Consider the following 20990-nt stretch of genomic DNA (forward strand, 5'->3'; position numbering starts at 1 on the left):
GACCGTCCATGGACATGACGCAAATACCGGTCCCTTATTTTTGCATTGACCGGGATTATCATATTTTAACCGCCTCCGGTCAGGCCGAAGCGATATTCGCTGAAGCCGGCTCCTTGCTCGATCTGATCGACGAGGGCTCGGTGGGCAAAGCGACGGCCTACATTGCTCCTTCCCATGCTAATGTGAAGGTGGAGCTGATTATGAAGACCCGTTCCGCCCCGCTTGATTTGGTTGACGTCTATCAGTCCTGGGACGAAGTAGGGACAGGACATATCGTCTGCATCTGTCAGAGCCGGGAGTTCCAGATGGTGACGGAGCAGCTCCATAGGCTGCACGAGGACTTAAAGGAGCCCGAGCGGAAACATTCCGCGGTGAAGGCCCCTTCTGGCGGGGGAGCCGTGACGATGCGGATCCGCGAACTTTCCGCCGCGCTGACTACGATCCGAGAGCTGGTGGATCTGCTGTATCCCAGCCTGCTGGAGATGAACCAAACCGTCTATGCGGACATTATCAAGCAGCAGATCGACCGGGCGCTGCAGGATGCGGCGGCAGGTTATCCGCAGGCCGGCAAGCGTTGGCCCGGCAGATGAACTGGCAGAGGAGCTGACGAGAAACCCCGTCTTTAGGAGACGCGGGTTTCTTTTTTTATAACCGGAACATGATGACTTGATTAAAATGGGAACCATATTTTTTTGAGAATATGGGCATCAAGGCCTTTCTGGCGAGGGCTCCCTATAAATGGTCATATTCCCCTTTCGACTTCGGATGCAGGTGAATAGGATAAAGGAATGAAGTGGGAAGGAGGAATAGGCATGATGCTGATCCAATCACCATCGGCTGATACGTGCAGATCGTATGTCGGTAAGCACGTTTGTGCGGTTCTTAAGGATGGTACGCAAGTGTATGGCACGATTAAGGGAGTTTCGGATCATGGACTGGAGCTCGGCGATGCTGCTCCCCGTGCGACCATTCTATCCACGAACCCCGGAAAAGCCAGCAAGCAGCTAAGCGAGCTGCAGCAAAAAGCCAAGACATCCAGCTATCCGGGATACGGTCCTTACGGCCGCGGCTATGGCTACGGCTACGGCTACGGTTACCCGCCAGGATACGGGGCTTTGGCCTGGACTTCCATTGCTTTATTATTCCTGATACCGTTCCTCTTCATCTAAATAGAACAGACGATATATATACTGGCGCTTCGCTGGATGTGAACTGATCTCTGCAGACGATAGGGAATGCAGGGGTCTTTTTTTAAAAGGAGAACGGGAGACCTGTCCGTCCGCCATGGCGGGCCGAGGACCGGACGGAGTGCCTGATGGAGGCGAAAAACGTTGAAGTACTTTGATATGTTGGCTGCGCTGGGTGAAGGGGCTGCTCATCCAGGCGGCTTTGACAGCACCTTGGCACTCCTTGAGCGCGATGCCATACCGGCCGGGGCGAATATTCTGGAGGTAGGCTGCGGAACCGGGAGAACGGCCTGTCACTTGGCGAAAATGGGCTACCGGGTAACCGCTGTAGATGTACATCACGGCATGATCGGAAAAGCCCGCCGGCGTTCCGAGGCCATGGAGGTGGAGGTCGACTTCCGGATTGCGGATGCCGCCTCACTTCCGTTTGAAGCCGGCGGGTTCGATGTCGTTTTTGTCGAATCGGTTACCTTATTTGTGGACATTCCGGCTGCCTTGAAGGAATATCACCGCGTGCTCAAGGACGGCGGATTGTTATATGACCGGGAAATGGTCCGGAAGCAGGACCATCCGGGGCTGAAGGAAGCGTCGCAGGAGCTATACGGCGCCCGGGACATTCCTTCCTTGGAAGAATGGGAGCAGCTATTGAAGCAGGCGGGTTTCCGCAGTCTGGACGCGCGGCTTCCTTCGGACCGTTTGGCTTCGCTGCAGGAGCAGGGAGTGAGCATATCCTTTGATCCATACCAAATGTTCGATATGGAGTGGCTGGACGATCCGGCAGCGCTGCAGCTGCTGCAAAGGAATCATCAGTTCTATGAAGAGTTCGGCGATGTATTGTCTTATGCGGTATGGATCGGAGGCAAGGGATTGGCGGGCGGATCAGATAGCTGAAAAGCGAGGTGAGATTCATGAAGCAGGAGTATGTTGTCGATCCTAAACAAGCGGCCCAGTTGCTGGGGCAGCCGGTTTGGGTGGTACTCAAGGATGGTACGCAGTACGTAGGCTACGTAACGGGTATTGAGAACGGGCAGGTTGTACTGTCCGCAGCCAGAGGATGGTCGAAGATGACAGGCCCGCCGACACGGGATAAAGAAGTGCAGGTATCCGGCATCTTCAGCGCCTTGTTTGGCGGGGGCCGTCAGGGAAATGCGCAGCGCCAGGCAGACGGTCAATCCGGAGGGCTCATGGGCATGTTCGGCCAGATTATCCCGAATATTCGGGTGGGCATGAATATGCTGAAGATGATTATGCCGCTGATGGGGGCTTTTAAAATCTAACGGGGGGGCGAGCAGCATGCGATCCTCCTGGGAGCTCTGTGGAACACAAGGCCATTCCGTGTGGGAATGGTCTTTTTTTGTAGTTTCGGCCAGCGGGAAGCCGATGTAAAATGAAGGAAAAAGACGGTTGGAAAGGATGTTTCGAGCATGGACACCAGAGCGTGTGGGATCGAAGAAATACGAGAACTTCTGCAGGAGTACATAAAAGGGCTGTCTTCACCGTTTGATACCTTTCACGAGCAGTATATTCTGGCCTCGCAATTTTATATCATCCTGTCTGAAAACGCGTCGATAGGATATTACGCCATTCATGATCACAGTCTGCTGACGCAGTTTTACCTGCGCCGGCCTCACCAGAGGCATGTGCAGATTCTACTGCGGCGGGTGCTGGAAGAGCATCAGGTGAGTGAGGTGTTCGTGTCGACGGGAGATGAGCTGCTGCTTAGCTTGGCACTGGACCATGACATGGCTATCGCCAAGCAGGCCTATTTCTTTCAGGACAGCGGGTTAGACCTGACGAGTGATCCAGGTTCGGACCCGGGCATGTTACGTCCCGCAGAGCTTGCCGATCTGGAGGACATCCAGCGGGTATGCGGAGACTTTCTGGGTTCTGTCGCATTACGCATTCAAAAGGGAGAGCTCTTTACCTGTTATCGGGGCCGTGAGCTGCTGGGAGTCGGCATTGTGGAGCGCTCGGTCTTAATCGACGGCACCGCCAGTATAGGCATGTTTACGAACGAGTTGTACCGCCATCAGGGAATAGGGCGAAGCATTATTTTGTGGCTGAAAGCTTGGTGCCATGCACAGGGGATCCGGCCGCTCAGCGGCTGCTGGTATTACAACGAGGCGTCCAAGAGGACGCTGGAAAGCGCAGGGATGGTGACCCGCACCCGGCTGCTGAGGATGAAGGTTGAGGGGCAGGAGGGGTAAATGGAAAAACGGCCAAGGATGTTGGCCGTTTTTTTGTGTGCGTTATTCGCCTTCGGAAGTGGGGTTTGGGTCTACATTTGATATGTTAACATAGAGGGCTTCCTCTTCGGACAGGTTGCCCGCCTCGTCTCTGAGACCCGAGAACACCAGGCGGAATTTTCCGTTTTCGTTAAAAGGCAGAACATTAAGCGCAGATTCGGTTAGATTTATAGTAAATTGCTTGGGATCTTCACTCAGTAATACTCCGAAATCTTCATCATGAAGTTCACGTACCTCATTATTAATGCCAAATTCGCCGCTTGGGGAATAGCTGATCCGGATATTGATAGGGAAATTTTCTACTTGATAAAAATCCTGGTCCAGCGTCACAATGAATTCACCGTCTTGGTATGTCGCGCCAGTAACCGTCGGGGCTGTGAAGTCAAAATGGATTGGCAAATCAACATGACCTAACTCTTGTTGAGTTTCTTCCTCTCTACTGTAACTCTTTAGGGTAAACCGCAAATCAGCTTTTGTTGTTTCATTGGCCTCTTCGTTTGCCCGGATATGCAACCCATCTTCAGTAGGCTCAATAGAAATTACGGAAGATTCAGAGCTTACTTCTAATGTGCCTACCCGATTGTCATCTTCAAAAACTTTGAAATTGTGTTGCGTTGAATTATAGATCATATCCAAAGACTTACCGTGCCACTTTACCTGAATCCAATCGTTAATATTTCTGTCTGCACTAGAAGGATTATCGGTGAGATCTTTAAGAACGGCACCTTCCTTACCTAAAAGGAAGGAGGATTCTTCTTCATTCGTTAAGGTGATCCTAGGATTATCTTGAAGTACGATTTTATCAGACGGCGCCGACATACGCCCTTCGTTGTCTACGAAATATACTTTGTATTCTCCGGCTGTCAACGAAGATGTTTGCATTTCCGTCACCTGATTCGCGTAAAGAACTGAACTCTTAAACCGATCATCCAGTGATTCTAGATCCGTTTTGCTCGTTGGAGTTGCTGCATATGGCACCACATACACTTTGCCTACTTTGCTGCTGATCAATTGGATCGGATCACCAATATTTAGTGGAGACGAAGACACCAAGGTAACCGCCGGAGCTGACGTTTCCGGCTGGCTAGGCGTGCTGCCGCCGTTATTCCCATTAGAGCCTCCACTGCTATTGCTGCTTCCGCCCGATGAAGATGGCACAGAGGTTGCCGGAGGTGTCGGAGTGGCTGGCTTGGCCGGTTCCGGCGGCGTAGTTGGAGCTGGATCCGGCTGCGAAGGCGGCGTTTGGCTGTCTATAATCTCCTTGGCGTCAAAAAAACGGCTCGCCACCAGCGCCACTTCTTCTCTTGCCGCACCGCCTTTTGGATCAAATTTGCCGTCGGTGCCTCCATTGAACAATCCGAACCCAACCGCTACGGCGACGGCATCCTTGGCATAGTCAGAAATGGAGCTCGCGTCGGAAAATTTTAAAATGGAGCCTTTCCCCTGTGCATCGATGCCCAGAGCGCGAACGAACAGGACCGCCATATCCTGGCGCGACAAATTGGAGCCGGTGCCAAAAGTTCCGTTTCCCTGCCCCTTGATCAGCCCCGCCTTGACGGCGGCCTCGACAGAAGCATAGGCATAGCTGTCAGAAGGTACGTCCGAGAAAGTCGGCGACTTTGGTGTACTGGAAACGTCCAGACCTAATGCCTTGGCAAGGATGATGGCAAAATCCTGTCTTTCAATTTTTCCGCTAGGGTCGAACTTGCCGTTGCCCTTTCCGTTAACGATGCCCTTTTCGACTAACTCGTTAATGGCATCCTTGGCGTAGGATCCGGCGATATCCGAGAACGGGGTGGTGGCGGTTTCCGCACTAACGGCGGATACGGCGATGGCGCTGAGCAGCGCCGCGGACGAGAGGACTTTCATCAACGTATTTCTCAACATATTTCCCCCAATTGAATATGAAATAATAACCAATAAGCCTAATCTGAATTGTAGTGATTATCAGGCGTATTTCAATCAAAATTTTCGCGGTTTGAAAACATGCCGGCAGGGCAATCCTTGAATGGTCAACGGATTCAATTGTGGATTGGAATCACAGGTAAAGAGTGGGCCACCTTATAAAAGTTAGCAAATTACTTTTTATTTTTAATAATCGGAGTATAATGTTCAGTGTGAAAAATAGCACGAGCGAAAGGAGGGAGCGAGATTGGCAGATTCTTTTCCCAGCAATGACATGGAGATGATTGTGACCTGGGGGGACTGCGATGCGGCGGGAATCTCCTATTACGCCAAAGCTTTTGATTGGTTCACGAACGGGCGCATGAGATTCATGCACGTATACGGATTTCCTTACATGGAAACCTTTCATGGTAACGGCATTTCGCTGGTTTGCCTGAAAGCGGATTGTGATTATAAAAAAATGCTCCGCCCGGAGGAGCCCGTTACGGTCCGCACGTCGCTGACAGCCTTGTCACGGAGCCGGATGACGTTCAACTATCAGGTGCTGAAGCAGGACGGAAAGCTGGCGTGCGAGGGGACGACGTCCCATACGTATGTGGATGACCAGGGTCTTCCTTTTAACGTGGAGAAGCGTTTCCCAGAGTTATGGAAGCAGATCAGCAGCACATGGAGCGGCGCGTTGGCAGGCAAGCCATCGGCCCAAGCTTAATTTACAAGCAAGCAAGGAAGATATATATTTGCGGCAAAAAAGAGAGGAGGTGCTTTCTGAGTGAAGGAGCGCGTAGTGATTACAGGTATGGGGGCCGTAACCCCGATCGGCATCGGCGTGCCGGCCTATTGGGACAATCTCTTAAAAGGAAACAGCGGAATCGGAAGCATTACGCGGTTTGATGCCTCGGAGCTGCCGGTCAAGATTGCAGCCGAAGTCAAAGCGTTTAACCCCACTGACTACATACCGAAAAAGTTAGCCGGACAGACCGATATTTTCATGCAGTTTGCCCTGGTGGCAGCTCAAGAGGCGCTGGCTGACAGTAAACTCGACGCGAAGCCCGAGCGGGTGGCCATCGTGCTGGGAACGGCGCTGGGAGGCATCACGACGGCAGCGGCGGCGCAGGAGCAGATGACCGGAACGGGAAGCGCCCGCGTGAGCCCGTATTTGGTTCCCAAAATCCTCGGCAACATTGCTGCCGCCCAAATCTCGATCGCGTATGGCTTCAAAGGCCCAAGCTATACGGTCAACACCGCCTGCTCTTCCGGTGCGGACGCCATTGGCATGGCATCCATGCTCCTTCAGTCCGGCCAAGCGGATGCGGTGGTGGCCGTCGGCGCGGAATCCATCCTGTGCGGACTGATGGACGCCGGACTGGCGTCGGCCCGGGCGCTGTCCACTCGGAATGACGATCCGGCCAAAGCGAGCCGGCCGTTTGACCTCAATCGCGACGGGTTCGTGATGGGCGAGGGAGCCGGCGCGGTCATTCTGGAAAGGCTCGAATCGGCCGAGAGCCGGGGAGCCGATATTAAGGCCGAGCTGCTCGCCCACGCCAACTGCTCGGACGCCTACCACGTGACTTCGCCGGAGCCTGAAGGAGCCGGGGAAGTGCGGTGTATGGAACAGGCCCTGGAACAAGCCGGGCTGACTCCGTCCGACGTGGATTATATTAACGCGCACGGAACGTCCACACCGCTTGGCGACCGGATCGAAACCAAATCCCTGAAAGCCGTGTTTGGCGAAGGGGCGGGCCGAATCCCGGTCAGTTCGACCAAAGGGGCAACCGGCCACTTGATGGGGGCGGGCGGCGTCACGGAGCTGATTGCCTGCATTCAGGCGATCCGCGAAGGGATCGTTCCGCCGACGCTCAATCACGAGCAGCCGGATCCGGAATGCGATCTGGATTATGTGCCGAATGAGGCGAGAGCGGCGAAGGTCCGTATCGCGATGTCCAATTCTTTTGGCTTTGGCGGACAAAATACGTCCCTGATCGTCGGGAAATACGAAGGAACCAATTAACGAAGCGGACGGGCAAGAAGCCCTGTTCCGCTTTTCGAAGTCTCGCAAAGGTTTAATTTTAAATATGAAGGAAGGAAGTTAGATGGGTACCATGGAACAACAATTCACCTATGATGTTCGGATGTTTAAAGATACATTTGAAAATGATTTTACGTATATCAACGGATTTATGCGGAACGTGCACCGGTTTGCGGGGCGTCCGGCCTTGACCGATCCGGTGCGGGAGCGCACCTGGACTTACGCTGAGCTGAACGGGGAAGTAAACCGCCTCTCGCATGCCCTGCTCGGAGACGGAGTCGGCAAAAATGAGGTCATTGTGTACCAGCTGCTCAACTCGGCCGAATTCGTGTTCAGCTACCTGGCTCCGCAGAAAATCGGCGCGATCAACTGCCCGATCAACTTCAAGCTCTCCCCCGGAGAAACCGCGTTCATCCTCGATGACAGCAAGCCTGCCGTCTACATCTACGATGCGGAAATCAAGGAAACGGCCGAGCAGGCGCTGGCCATGGCCAAACACCGCCCCCGCCGGATCGTGATGGTCAATATGAACGGCAATCAAGAGGCACCTGCGGATCACATCATCTACAGCGATTATGTGCAGGACAAGCCGGAGCATAACCCGGACATCGAGCGGCCCTCCCACATCTACGATGAAATTACACGCCTGTATACCTCGGGAACCACCGGCCAGCCGAAAGGGGTTCCAATCAACAACATCAACGACATCCTGTCCGCCCACGACGTGGCGATGCATTTTCCTCTCAACCCTACCGACAAGACGATGAATATGAGCCCTTGGTTCCACCGCGGAGGCATCCATTCCGGAGGACCGACTCCATCCCTGTATGTGGGTGCCGAAATCGTCATTCTTCGATACTTCCATCCGAAAACATGCCTGGAACTCGCCGAGAAATACAACTTGACCTTCCTGATCGGGGCGCCGCCTATGCTCAAAATGCTCTATGACGCCCAGAAGAAAAACCCTGTGGACCTGTCCAAATTAAAAGGCATCGTGACGATGGGTGCGCCGCTGGAGCGGGAGGACTGCATCAAATTCCAGGAGACGCTGACGCCGAATATTTTCAATGGCTACGGCACGTCGGAAGCATTCTGGAACACGTTCCTCCGTCCTTACGATCTGCCGGAAATGGCGGGATCGGCCGGACGTTCCTGCACCGACGACGATGTCGTGGTCGTTAAGGTCTACCCGGACAGACGGGCGGAACCGGATGAGGTCGTGGCGCGCGATGGCAGTGAAGTCGGCGAGATCATCGTCAAGTCGCCGGGCAAATCCACGTATGCCTATGTGAACAACCCGAATGAGAGCGAGCGGGTCTTTTATAAAGGCTGGGTGTACATCGGGGACATGGGAACCTGGGACGAGAATGAGTTCGTGACCGTGGTTGGCCGTAAAAATGACATGATCGTCTCCTCGGGCGAAAATATCCACCCGGTGCAGATCGAGGAAATTCTGAACCAGCATCCGAAAGTGAAGGAGTCGGTCGTCGTCGGCGCGCCGGACGAGCTGCGCGGCGAATCGATCGTCGCTTACGTGATCAAGGAGGATCCGGAGCTGACAGCCAAAGAACTGAACAAGTACTGCAGCGATCATCCGATGCTGGCCAATTACAAGAAACCGCGCTTCTACCGGTTCATTGACGAGCTGCCGTATACCGCAACCGGCAAGAAGAAGCATTTTGTCGTGAAGCAGATGGCGGTAGAGGACCAGAAGAACGGATTGTTTGAGAGACAATAAAGATGGGCAGAAAACGTTGTTTACGGTTCGTTATTAAAAAATAAGCTTCGGTGAAAGGGCACCCTTCAGGGTGTCCTTTTTTTGCTGCCTTCGGCCAGCCATAGGGGAAAGGCGAACCTGCTTGGCTGAAGGAGAAGGTGGATGGCGGTTGGAAATGCCGCCGAACGTCGAACCGAAATGAGGAACCACAGATACGGCTTAACTACGGGTGCTAGCAGTAACCCAGAGAGAGGCCTACTTTCTGAAGGTAAACGGTTGTCGGTCTAACCTTTTACTCTTATAATATGGTAATACGGTAATTAGATAAAGAATGAAAGCCACACAACAAGGAGAACGAGATGAAGCGAATAGCGATTGCAGGCAGCAGCGGAGGCAACCTGTTTAACCTCGGCGGCAAGGATCCCGAGAAACTGATCGGGGAGATCAAGGTGCAGTGTCAGAGCGCAGGCGTGGACATCGGCCTCGTGCAGTTCATTGCCGCATCCGAATCGATGGACGTCGCCAAGGACCACACCGCCGCCGTGCTGTACGGATGGAATGAGGGTGAGCAGCGTCTGGCGAAGCGGTACGAAGGGACGCTGAAAGATACAAATGAGGCGGCGGCGGAAGCGGATTCGGAGCTGGCAGACCGGATCCGGTCCGGCGGCATCGACGGGCTGATCGTGATGAGCGCCGATCCGCAAGGGTCCAACCGGCAGGCGGTGCAGGCCGCGGCTGAGGCGGGCATTCCCGTCGTGGGAACCGGCGGAACATCCATGGCGATGATCAGCTCCAAGGGGGCGAACGTCATCGCCACGTCGGGCACGACCGGGACGACGAACCGGACGCGGGCTGTTTCGTTTATGACGTCCCTGTGCAAATACTGGGGGATCAAATACATCCCGGTGCTCGGAAGCGCCGGGGACAAGTCCGCCGCACCTGCAGGGAACCCGCTGCGGCGGATCAACTTGAAGGGCATTATGCAGTCCTCGCTGCCGGGCTTCATCGCCATGGCGATCGTGCTGGCGATCAGCCAGATCCCGGCGCTGAAGGGGCTCAGCGAGGTGTTCGATCTGATGCTCAAGGCGCTGCCGGTCGTGCTGGCGGTCGTGGCGGCCAAGCAGATTTCCGACATGGACGAGGTGTCGATCGTCGCGGGTGTCATCGCCGGGGTGCTGTCGGTGAACGGCGGCATTATCGGGGGCATCATCGGCGGGATTGGCGCCGGCTTGCTGGTGCAGTACTTATTCGTCAAATGCGTACAGTGGAAGTTTCCGATGACGACGGTCAACATCGTAGCCGGGGGATTGGCGGGCCTCATATCCGGATTGATCATGTATTATTTGATCGCCCCGTTCGCCCTGCAGCTCGGTGAGTTCATTAAATACATCATCAATCAGGCGATTTCGTTTAATCCGATCATCGCTGGCGTGGTTGCAGGCCTACTGATCTGGCCGGCGATAATCGGCGGCGTGTATCATGCGGCGATTCTGCCGATCGTCCTGCTGGAAATGGAGAAGACCGGCAACAGCTTCCTGGGGGCCATCGACATGGTCGGACTCGTGATGGTCTCCGCGGGAATCACCCTGGCCAACATCATCGCTCCGCGGGACCGGGGAGAGGCGGCGGTAGCCGCGCCGGGCTTTCTGATCAACATGGGCTTCGGCACCTTTGTCGAGGCGGCGTACCCGTTTATGTTCTCGAACAAGGTCGTCTTCGCGGGCGCCATCGGGGCGGCCGGCGTCGGCGGGGGACTGGTGGGACTGTTTAATGTGCGCGGAACGGCGTATGTTCCGTCCTTCATGGGGCCGTTTCTGTCGAACAACGTGGTCGGCTTTGCCGCGGCTATGCTCGTGGCGCTGATTCTGGCCATGCTGGTGACATTGGTGGCGAACAAGGCATGGAGAACGGGCCGAAAGTCCGAACAGAAGCCGGAAATCGAGGCGTCAGCCTAACATTTGCCGAGGATGGAACAGCGTTGTCATTTCAATGATGGTCCATCGGGGAAGGTTTAACACGGAGAAGGCAATCTTCCAAGGAAGGTAAAGCAGGTAATCAGTACACTGAGCAGAAAGAAGCCCTAATCCCTTTTACAAGGAGATTAGGGCTTTCCTTTTTTCCTTTTATATCTCCTTCGCAAATATTTGGGACAAGACAGTTAACGGTCGACAAGGTATCCAATGATTAAAACAACTACGATGAGCAGAATGATAAGCGCCAGTCTCTTTCGCAAGTCATACCATCTCCCTTGTTAATGTAATAAACAACTTCACTCTTCACCCGGTCGAACACCAATAGACCCAACCATCACCCTATACTCTTTAGATTATACATAGATCGGTCCGACATCCATTTATTCCAAGGTGACATGGGGCCGGTCCGCTGCAAACTGGTATGGTATGATAAACAAAATAACAACGGATCCGTGGAAAGGAGGCCACTCACATGAACGAAAAGGACGCTGCCATCCTGCAGCATCTCGTCGAAGAGCAGAGCTTGACCAAAGCGGCGGAACGCCTGTACATGACGCAGCCGGCGCTGACCTACCGGATTCAGCTGCTGGAGCGGGAGTTCGGCGTGCCTCTGATCGTTAAACATGCCAAGGGCACATACTTAACGCCGGAAGGCGAAGCGCTGGCTGCGTACGCGAAGAGGACGCAGGACGAGCTGAACCATATGAAGGATTATCTCCTCAATATGCGCAGCCGGGTGAAGGGGACGCTCCGGCTCGGGGTCGCCAGTTATTACGGCCTCTACAAGCTCCCTCCGCTGCTCAAGAAGTTCAGGGACCTGTATCCCGAGGTGCAGTTTAGCGTCACCTGTGCGCTCAGCCCGGAGATTCTCGACTCGCTGATGGAGCAGGAGATTCATGTGGGCATCGTTCGCGGCGATTATCCATGGGTGGAATCCCGTTTCCTGCTGCATGATGAGCCGATTTGCCTGATCTCCAATGAGCCGATCGATCTGACCGTCCTGCCGGAGCTGCCGCATATTCACTACAGCGAGCCGAAGGCTAAGGCCGCCCGCCAGGTGTCCTCTCATTTTGGGCAGACGATCCGGACCTGGTGGCACGAGCATTATGACACGCCGCCCACCATCGCCATGCAGGTGGATGCGTATGAGACATGCAAGGAAATGGTCAAGCACGGGCTGGGCTATTCCATCGTGCCGGGCGTGTTCGTCTCGCCGGAGGACGGCTTGTACACGCTGGAGCTTAAGCTAAAGAACGGGGAGCCGATCCGGCGCAACACATGGATGCTGTACCGGGAGCCATCGCTCGAGCTGGCCATCGTGGACCGGTTCGTCGATTTTATGAAAACGGAACATCCGTCTTAACGAAGTCCTGCCTGGGTATCGGGCGGGGCTTCTTTTTATCCAATCTGAATGAAACGAAGCGCCTACATAAAAATTCTTTAGGTCCAGCGCGAAAAAATCTTGATTGTACATCTTCCTGCGGCTGCCCTTATTATTTAATACATATTAATGCATAAATATACGAAACGAACCAATGCCGGAACTAATGACGGCTTCATAAAACATTTATATCGACAGGGTGGGATAGCCATGAGTGCACAGCAAGGAACAGAACCAAAACAGCAGCTGATTCAGGCAGTTGACGCGCGTGACGCCATGCTGCGGGAGATTTCGCTGAAAATCCATGCCAATCCGGAGCTGAGCTTCCATGAGCATCAGGCGCAGCAGTGGCTGACCGAGCCGCTGACCGAGGCGGGATTTACCGTGGAAAAGGGCATCTCCGGACTAGAGACTTCCTTTCGCGCAACCTGGGAAGGAACACCGGGCGGACCGACGATCGCTCTGCTCGCCGAATATGACGCGCTGCCGGGCATCGGCCACGCCTGCGGGCATAATCTGATCGGAACGGCTGCCGTCGGAGCGGCCCTGGCGCTGAAGGATGCATGCCCGGAGCTGCCGGGCAAAATCGTGGTGCTGGGCACCCCTGCCGAAGAGGAGGGCGGCGGCAAGATCATCATGTGCCAGGACGGCGTCTTCGATGACGTGGACGCGGCCATGATGGTTCATCCGCAGAACAAAACGATGGTGCTGCGCGGAGCGCTCGCCTGCGTAGATGCGACCTTTACTTTCCACGGAAAGCAGGCCCATGCCTCCTCCTCGCCGGAAAAGGGCATCAGCGCGCTGGATGCGCTGGTCAACGCGTATGTGGCGATCAACTCGCTGCGGCAGTTTATGAAAGAGGACGTACGGATACACGGCATCATTACAAAAGGCGGGGACGCGCCCAACGTCGTGCCGGAACTGACCGAGGCGGTATTCATCCTTAGGGCATCCACCGTTCAGGAGCTGGAGACGGTCAGGGAAAAAGTATACCGCGCCGTCCGAAGCGCGGCCGAAGGCGTCGGCGCTACCGTGGACATCGCCGAGGGGCTGATTTATGCGGAGCGCAACAATAACAAGGTACTAGCCGGGTTGTTTGCCCGCAATCTGGAGGACCTCGGCATTGAAGTGAACGACCCGCCGGAGAAAGGCGGGGTCGGATCGTCGGACATCGGCAACGTCAGCCAGATGACCGCCGCAATCCACCCGTATATCCGGCTTGGCGACGCTACGACGCATACGCCGGAATTCGCCGCGCTGGCCGGTTCGGAGGAAGGCATGATCGAATTGAACCGTGCGGCCAAGGCGCTGGCGCTGACGGCTTACGATTTGTGTATCGACAAGGGAGCGCTGCGCGAGGTCCGCAGCGAATTTGAACAATGGAAAGCGCAGAGAAACGAGGGGTAAACCGATGAACACCGCTAATACTGCATCCCGCAAATGGTTTAAAATGCCTCATACGTATGTCATTTTGATTTTCCTGGTGCTGGTGGCCACGGCGCTCACCTACGTCATTCCGGCCGGCGAGTTCGACCGGGCCGAGGACAAGGCGACAGGCAAATCCCTGGTCGTTCCCGGTTCCTACCACCAGGTGGAGGCCAGTCCGGTTAGCATCGTCAGCATACCGAAGGCGATTGTGCACGGGCTGATCGACTCGGCGGACGTCGTTTTCTTTATCCTGATTATCGGCGGCACCTTCGAAATTATTTCCTCCACGGGGACGATCGAAGCCATTACCGGCCGGGTTGCCAAAAGGTTTTCGAACAAGGGCCGCTGGGTCATCCCGATCTTTATTACGCTCTTCTCGGTCGCCGGCTTCACGATGGGGATGTCGACCGAGGTCATGGTTTTCGTACCGATCGGCATCGCCATCGCCCGAGCGCTCGGGTTTGACGCCCTGACGGGTACCGCGATGATCTCCCTCGGCGCCGCGTGCGGGTTCACCGCAGGGATTCTGAACCCGTTCAATGTGGGCTTGGCGCAGGCCATCGCCCAGGTGCCGATGTTTTCAGGCGCTTGGCTGCGGATCATCCTGCTCGTGTGTCTGATTACGGTTACCAGTCTGTATATTGTCCGGTACGCCGGTAAAGTGAGAAAAAATCCGGAGCGCAGCCTTGTCCAGGATTTGGAGAAGAATGCGGACAAGCAGGAGCTCGACTTCTCCAAGCTGCCTCCCATGCAGCTCAAGCATTACTTGACCATTGCCACCGTCGTGATCGGGTTTGCTTCCCTGATTTGGGGCGTATCGAAAAAGGACTGGTGGATGGAGGAGCTCGCCGCGCTGTTCCTCACCATGGGCATCGTGTCAGGTTTCTGCGCCGGATACGGTCCGAGCCGGATCGCCTCGGAATTCGTCAAAGGCGCCAAGTCGATTACGTACGGCGCACTGATCATCGGTTTTGCCCGGGGAATTATGGTCGTGCTGGACCAAGGCGACGTGATCGATTCAATCGTGAACGGGTTGGCCGTTGTGGTCGGCGAGCTGCCGGGATCCGTTCAAGTGCTCGGCATGTACGTGTTCCAGAACGTAATGAACGTCTTTATTACGTCCGGAACCGGAATGGCAGTGACGACGATGCCGATCATGGTGCCGCTGTCGGATATTCTGGGCGTTACCCGTCAAACGACGGTGCTCGCCTTCCAGCTTGGGGACGGGATTACGAACATGATACTGCCGACGTCCTCGGCGCTGATGGGAAGCCTGGCCGTATCCGGCATCGCGTATCAGAAGTGGGTGAAATTTTTCTGGCCGCTGATGTGCATGTGGATCGCTATTGGGGCGATTCTGATCGTGATCGCCAACATCATCAAATACTAGCCTCGCAGAAGCGGATCGCCGTGTCAGTGCCAGGGCAAAATCTGCAAGGAATCCAATCGTACCGCCGTGCCAACCGCATGGAGGTGCGATTTTTCTTTCTTCCCATGGGTCCAAAATTGGACTAACATGAAAGGTAGCTGGAACCGCCGCAGGCAGGGTTCACCGGACTGCACCCTGCGGGCGGGGGTTTCAATCTCAGACATCCGGGGTGTGAACATGAATGGTTTGATCGGTCTTCTCTGTTTAATATGGGGCTTCAATTGGGTTTTTATGAAGCTGGCCAACGGCGTGTTTCCGCCCGTGCTTTTTGCCGGCTACCGCTTTGCGCTCGGGGCACTCGTGCTCCTAGCGGTTTGTTATTTCCGCAGGGTGCCGCTGCCCCGCTGGAAGGATTTGAAGTGGTATATCGTATGCGGCATTTTGCAGACGATGTATTTTAACCTGGCGATCCAGATTTCGCTGGAGGATCTAAGCGCCGGTCTGACGTCGGTCCTCACGTACAGCATGCCGCTCTGGCTGACGCTGATGGCCCATTTTTGGCTTCCGGGAGAAAAGCTGCGTTTGCGTAAGCTCGCCGGCATTATTATCGGCATCATTGGGCTCTTCATCGCCATGGACGCCCACTGGGGAGGCAGCACCGGAACGCTGCTGCTCGCAGTGTCCTCAGGTCTGTCCTGGGCGTTGTCCAACCTTCTCATCAAGCGAAAGCTTGCGGGCAGCGACATGCTCCAGTTTACGACCTGGCAGATGGTGGCCGGCGCAGCGGGACTGCTGCTGTACTCGGCGATCTTCGAGCACGGGACGAGCCACTGGGGCGTCATGCCGGTCGTGTACGTCGTGTTCTCGGGCGTCGTCGGATCAGCGCTGGCGTTTGTGATGTGGTCGTACATTTTGTCCAAGGTGGAGGCCAGCAAAGCCTCGATTTCACTGCTGCTGGTGCCTGTCGTCGGGGTCGTCTGCGGATGCCTGTTCTTGAAGGAAAGCCTGAACCCCGTTGTGGCGGTCGGCATTGTGCTGGTGCTGCTGGGGATCTGGCTCGTGAACGGGGGCCGGAAGCCGAAGGCGGAAGCATCGGCGGAAAGCTAGGGCCCGGGGAGCAAAGAATATGATCCTGGGCTGCACAATGTCTTAAGACTCAAGACGTGCCGCTGAACACTTACTTTATCGTAAAGGGGAAATGAACTGATGAAATACCGTTACCTTGGCCATACCGGACTGGAAGTATCCGTCCTGGGACTAGGCACGAACGCCTTCGGAAAGCGGGCGGATCAGGATACCTCCATCCGGATCATCCACCATGCGCTGGATCGCGGGGTGAACTTTATCGACACCGCTAATATTTATGCCGGAACCGAGTCGGAGCGCATCATCGGCCTGGCGCTGGAAGGCAGAAGGCAGGAGGCGGTGCTTGCCACCAAGGCCGGCCTGGTCATGGGGCAGGGTCCTAACGGCCGCGGGTCGTCGCGTTATCATTTGATGCAGGAGCTGGAGAACAGCCTGAGACGGCTGCGGACGGATTACGTCGACCTGTACCAGATTCATACGTTTGACCCGCATACCCCGCTGGAAGAAACGCTTCGGACGCTGGACGATATGGTCCGTTCCGGCAAAGTCCGCTACATCGGCGCGTCCAATTATGCCGCCTGGGAGCTGATGAAGGCGATCGGCATCAGCGAAGCCAAAGGGCTGAACCGGTTCGTGTCCACACAGGTCAGCTACTCGCTTGCAGACCGGACACCGGAACGGGAGCTGGTCCCGATGTGCCTGGATCAAGGCGTCGGCATCATCCCTTATTTTCCGCTGGCCGGAGGCATCCTCACTGGAAAATATTCGCTGGAGAACCGGGCGCCGGAGCAATCCCGGGCCGATACTGATCCGAACTTCAGCCGGTTTGTCATTGACCGCAACATCCGGCTTAGCCAAGAGGTTGGACGGCTGGCTGCCGATCTGGAATTAGCGCCAAGCGGCTTGTCACTGGCCTGGCTGATGGGACGTCCCGCCGTTTCGACTGTCATCGTCGGGGCGACGCGCACGAGCCAGCTGGAAGATAACCTGCGCAGCGTTGAAATGACCCTGAGCGAGGAGACGATCCAACAACTGGACCGCATCAGCGAGCCGTTCCGAAACGGTGAGCCGTTCGCCACCTACCGTTTGTCCTGAGCCATAGACATGAACACATGCCCAGGCCCCCGCATAGCATATAGCACAATTGCAGCAGGGGAAGGGTGTGACCGGTATGGTCATTCATTTAACGGCCTTACACTATGTGTACTTGGCGTTTATCGTGTTTATTATGGCGCTGCTGATCAAGCGGCGGGACACGACGATGATCTGCGTGGCAGGCATCTTCGTGCTCGGATGGCTGGCGACCGAGACGCTGAGCGGTTCGGTGTCGGGCGTCTTTAATTCGTTTATTTATGCGACCAAAGAGCTGATGGGCACCATCATGATCATTTCGATCATCGTGGCGATGAGCCGGGTGTTGATCCGCACCGGCATTAACGAGACGATGGTTGCACCGCTGACGCGGTTCATCCGGACACCGGCGGTCGCCTTCTGGGGAATCGGACTGATCATGCTGGTCACGTCCTTGTTTTTCTGGCCGTCGCCGGCGGTCGCGCTGATCGGAGCGGTGCTGCTTCCGGTCGCGGCCCGCGTCGGGCTGCCCGCCCTGGGCGCGGCCATCGCGATGAACCTGTTCGGGCACGGCATCGCGCTCTCCGGGGACTATATTATTCAGGGAGCGCCCAAGCTGACCGCCGACGCGGCAGGACTTCACGTATCGCAGGTCATGGAAGCGAGCGTTCCGCTCGTCATCGTGATGGGCCTGGTGACAACCGTGACAGCCTACTGGATGATGCGAAGGGACATGAAGAACGGCACGTGGCGGGACGGTCTCGTCACCGGGTCCGGCGGGGCGGGTGCCCTTACGGGCGAAGGCGGGATAGCGGAAGAATCGGCAGCTCCGCTTTCTCCACGCGTTAGGGTATGGCTGGCCGTCATCATTCCGGTGTTGTTCCTGATCGACGTAGCCGCCATGTTTGTGCTGAAGCTGCAGGGCGGAGACGCCACGGCGATCGTAGGCGGCACGGCCGTACTGATCCTGATCGCGGTAACGCTGCTTGCCCACCGGAACCAAGGGCTTGAAAAGGTGACCTCTTACCTGATCGACGGCTTCACCTTCGGGTTTAAAGTATTCGGTCCGGTCATTCCGATCGCCGCCTTTTTCTACCTCGGCGATGCGGCGTTTACCGATCTCTTTGGCAAGGTGCTGCCGGAATCCTCGAACGGCATCGTCAACGATCTGGGCGCCGCGCTGGCACATGTGGTGCCGCTGAACGGAGCGGTGGGCGCCGTCACGCTGACGATCACCGGGGCCATCACCGGACTCGACGGCTCCGGTTTCTCCGGTATTTCGCTCGCCGGCTCGATCGCCCAGCTGTTCGCGGCCGCCACGCATGCCAATGCAGCCACGCTGACGGCCCTTGGCCAGGTGGCGGCGATCTGGGTCGGTGGCGGCACGCTGATCCCCTGGGCGCTGATTCCCGCCGCGGCCATTTGCGGCGTCAGCCCGTTCGAGCTGGCGAGACGGAACCTGAAGCCTGTGCTGATCGGGCTGGCGGTGACCACGGCCGTGGCGATCTTTTTGGTATAGCCGGGCTTCGATGATTCCTGCCCTCTCTATCCATTCACACAAAGCCTTCCGAAAGCGGAAGGCTTTTTTGTTGTTTCATGCCCTGCGGCGGTTTAAATGTTTGGGGAGGGGATTCCTAGATATACCCGGAGTCGTTTGGCTGGGAAAGGGATACCCTAAGGAAACCATACTATCGACAGAGATCGAGGTGTTATTCATGTTGTCAGCCGTCAAAAGATTTCTGATCGGCCGCCCGCTGAAGTCCGGCCAATTGGGTGAACAAAAACTGAATAAAACCAAGGCGCTGGCCATCCTGTCCTCCGATGCGCTGTCTTCGGTTGCCTACGGCCCCGAGCAAATTTTGCTCGTGCTGGTAACGGTCAGTGCGGTAGCCTTCTGGTACACGATCCCGATCGGTATTGGCATTCTGATTTTGCTGCTGGCCCTCATTTTATCGTACAGACAGATCATTTTTGCTTATCCCCACGGCGGTGGAGCGTATGTCGTTTCCAAAAAGAACCTGGGAATCAATCCTGGACTGATTGCCGGCGGCTCGCTGCTGGTCGATTATATTTTGACGGTGGCGGTCAGCGTGTCGTCCGGGACGGATGCCATTACGTCGGCGTTTCCCGGCCTTCACCCGTATAACGTGGTCATTGCCTGTGCGCTGGTCGTTCTGATTACCATTCTGAACCTGCGCGGGATTACCGAATCGGCTTCAATTCTGGCGTATCCGGTTTACCTGTTCGTGCTCGCGCTGTTCATTCTGATCGGGGTAGGTTTGTACAAAATCGCAACCGGACAGGTGCCCCCAACTCTGCACGCGCCAATAGGCACGCCGGTAGCAGGGATCTCCCTGTTTCTGCTGCTGCGGGCTTTTGCTTCAGGGAGCTCGGCGCTTACCGGGGTGGAGGCCATTTCCAATGCCATTCCGAACTTTCGCGACCCGGCGCCGAACAATGCCTCCAAAACCTTGATGGCGATGGGCACGCTGCTGGCAATCCTGTTCGCCGGCATCGTCTTTCTCGCTTACTATTACGGGATCGTACCGAACGATAAAGAAACGGTCGTATCCCAAATCGCCTCCACCACCTTTGGGAGGAGCTTCCTGTATTATTTTATCCAGGCGACAACCGCCCTTATTCTCGTTCTTGCGGCTAATACCGGCTATTCCGCCTTTCCGCTGCTCGCCGTCAACCTGGCTAAGGATAAATACATCGCCCGGATGTTTACCGTTCGCGGGGACCGTCTCGGGTATTCCAACGGTATTATGTTTCTGGCCACGGCATCGATCATTCTGATCATCGCCTTCAAGGGACGCACGGAGCATTTAATCCCGCTATATGCCGTGGGGGTATTTATTCCGTTTACGCTGGCCCAGACGGGGATGCTGGTCAAATGGATTCGTGAAAAGCCGAAAGGCTGGCTGGGCAAGCTGATCATCAACTTTGTGGGGGCGCTGATCAGCTTCACGGTCATGATGATTTTCTTTATTACCAAGTTTGGCCAGGTGTGGCCTGTGCTGATTTTCCTGCCGCTGATCGTTTATATATTTCATGCGGTCAAAAGGCACTACGAGGCCGTCGGCGACCAGCTGCGTATTACGACCTGCGAGCCGGCCGTTCCCGTTGAAGGCAATGTGATGATCGTGCCCGTCGCCGGGATTACCCATGTCGTGGAGAACTCGCTCAATTACGCCAAGTCGCTGTCACCCGACCAGATCATCGCTGTTTATGTAGCCTACGACCGGGAATCGGAGCGGAAGATGGAGGAGAAGTGGAAGCAGTGGCAGCCCGACATTCGGCTGGTGACGCTGTTGTCGCCTTACCGCAGCATTATCCAGCCGCTGACGAAATTCGTGGATACCGTGGAGTACAAAGCTTCAGAGTCGCACTACCGGGTGACGGTGCTTATCCCGCAGTTTATTCCCAAGAAGAGCTGGCACAACATTTTGCATAACCAGTCGAGTCTGCTGATCCGTGCCTTTTTGCTTTACCGGAAAAATATCATCGTCACCACGGTGCCTTACCATTTAAAAAAATAGCCGCTTTACCCGTTACACAAAAGAAGCTGCCGACCGGGTTCTTCCGGTGCGGCAGCTTC

17 protein-coding genes are annotated in these 20990 nt (G+C 55.7%); 16 read left to right on the forward strand and 1 reads right to left on the reverse strand.

The genetic code is table 11. The annotated features are described in order from the left end of the window. The first annotated feature begins 8 nt into the window (after positions 1-8). The 5 genes from GCU45_RS17705 to GCU45_RS17725 all read left to right on the forward strand — a co-directional run bounded on the left by GCU45_RS17705 (position 9) and on the right by GCU45_RS17725 (position 3394). Entirely contained in the window at positions 9-590 is a 582-nt protein-coding gene (locus tag GCU45_RS17705; protein ID WP_152399811.1) for a hypothetical protein, read from the forward strand. A 222-nt stretch (positions 591-812) separates the two neighbouring features. Next, positions 813-1169 (forward strand): hypothetical protein, encoded by a 357-nt coding sequence (locus GCU45_RS17710; protein WP_244364129.1) that lies wholly within the window; start codon positions 813-815, stop codon positions 1167-1169. 162 nt (positions 1170-1331) lie between these two features. Further along, the gene (locus tag GCU45_RS17715) at positions 1332-2078 is read left to right on the forward strand and encodes a class I SAM-dependent methyltransferase (RefSeq protein ID WP_152399812.1); all 747 of its coding nucleotides are present in this window, start codon (positions 1332-1334) and stop codon (positions 2076-2078) included. A 17-nt stretch (positions 2079-2095) separates the two neighbouring features. Next, complete coding sequence (locus GCU45_RS17720; RefSeq protein ID WP_152399813.1) at positions 2096-2464, forward strand: LSm family protein; 369 nt, start codon at positions 2096-2098, stop codon at positions 2462-2464. A gap of 147 nt (positions 2465-2611) precedes the next feature. After that, positions 2612-3394 carry a GNAT family N-acetyltransferase gene (locus tag GCU45_RS17725; protein ID WP_152399814.1) on the forward strand — a complete coding sequence of 261 codons (783 nt, stop codon included), beginning with the start codon at positions 2612-2614 and terminating at the stop codon, positions 3392-3394. Between the two features lie 42 nt (positions 3395-3436). Here GCU45_RS17725 and GCU45_RS17730 read toward each other — a convergent pair whose 3' ends face one another. Continuing rightward, positions 3437-5320 carry an S-layer homology domain-containing protein gene (locus GCU45_RS17730; protein WP_152399815.1) on the reverse strand — a complete coding sequence of 628 codons (1884 nt, stop codon included), beginning with the start codon at positions 5318-5320 and terminating at the stop codon, positions 3437-3439. A 265-nt stretch (positions 5321-5585) separates the two neighbouring features. On the opposite strand from GCU45_RS17730, the gene GCU45_RS17735 reads away from it, so the two are divergent. The 11 genes from GCU45_RS17735 (at position 5586) to GCU45_RS17785 (ending at position 20931) form a co-directional block, all read left to right on the forward strand. Continuing rightward, positions 5586-6047, forward strand: a complete 462-nt coding sequence (locus GCU45_RS17735; RefSeq protein ID WP_152399816.1) for an acyl-CoA thioesterase — start codon at positions 5586-5588, stop codon at positions 6045-6047. 60 nt (positions 6048-6107) lie between these two features. Further along, a complete protein-coding gene (fabF, locus tag GCU45_RS17740) occupies positions 6108-7346 on the forward strand; it encodes a beta-ketoacyl-ACP synthase II (RefSeq protein WP_152399817.1) in 1239 nt (412 codons plus the stop codon). An 82-nt stretch (positions 7347-7428) separates the two neighbouring features. Further along, positions 7429-9102 carry a class I adenylate-forming enzyme family protein gene (locus GCU45_RS17745; protein ID WP_244364131.1) on the forward strand — a complete coding sequence of 558 codons (1674 nt, stop codon included), beginning with the start codon at positions 7429-7431 and terminating at the stop codon, positions 9100-9102. A gap of 338 nt (positions 9103-9440) precedes the next feature. Further along, on the forward strand, positions 9441-11036 hold the full coding sequence (locus tag GCU45_RS17750) for a PTS sugar transporter (protein WP_152399818.1): 1596 nt from the start codon (positions 9441-9443) through the stop codon (positions 11034-11036). A gap of 490 nt (positions 11037-11526) precedes the next feature. Continuing rightward, positions 11527-12417, forward strand: coding sequence for a LysR family transcriptional regulator (locus GCU45_RS17755; protein WP_152399819.1), 891 nt, complete (start codon positions 11527-11529; stop codon positions 12415-12417). Positions 12418-12645: 228 nt separating this feature from the next. Next, the gene (locus GCU45_RS17760) at positions 12646-13842 is read left to right on the forward strand and encodes a M20 family metallopeptidase (RefSeq protein ID WP_152399820.1); all 1197 of its coding nucleotides are present in this window, start codon (positions 12646-12648) and stop codon (positions 13840-13842) included. 4 nt (positions 13843-13846) lie between these two features. Further along, positions 13847-15253: a YfcC family protein gene (locus GCU45_RS17765; RefSeq protein ID WP_152399821.1), complete on the forward strand. Its 1407-nt coding sequence runs from the start codon at positions 13847-13849 to the stop codon at positions 15251-15253. A gap of 216 nt (positions 15254-15469) precedes the next feature. Then, positions 15470-16339, forward strand: coding sequence for a DMT family transporter (locus GCU45_RS17770; RefSeq protein ID WP_152399822.1), 870 nt, complete (start codon positions 15470-15472; stop codon positions 16337-16339). Positions 16340-16438: 99 nt separating this feature from the next. Then, positions 16439-17413, forward strand: coding sequence for an aldo/keto reductase (locus GCU45_RS17775; RefSeq protein ID WP_152399823.1), 975 nt, complete (start codon positions 16439-16441; stop codon positions 17411-17413). A 76-nt stretch (positions 17414-17489) separates the two neighbouring features. After that, entirely contained in the window at positions 17490-18908 is a 1419-nt protein-coding gene (locus GCU45_RS17780; RefSeq protein ID WP_152399824.1) for a hypothetical protein, read from the forward strand. A gap of 196 nt (positions 18909-19104) precedes the next feature. After that, complete coding sequence (locus GCU45_RS17785) at positions 19105-20931, forward strand: APC family permease (protein WP_152399825.1); 1827 nt, start codon at positions 19105-19107, stop codon at positions 20929-20931. Positions 20932-20990 lie beyond the last annotated feature (59 nt).

This window comes from Paenibacillus cellulositrophicus (assembly GCF_009363095.1).
Classification (GTDB): Bacteria; Bacillota; Bacilli; order Paenibacillales; family Paenibacillaceae; genus Paenibacillus_AQ; species Paenibacillus_AQ favisporus.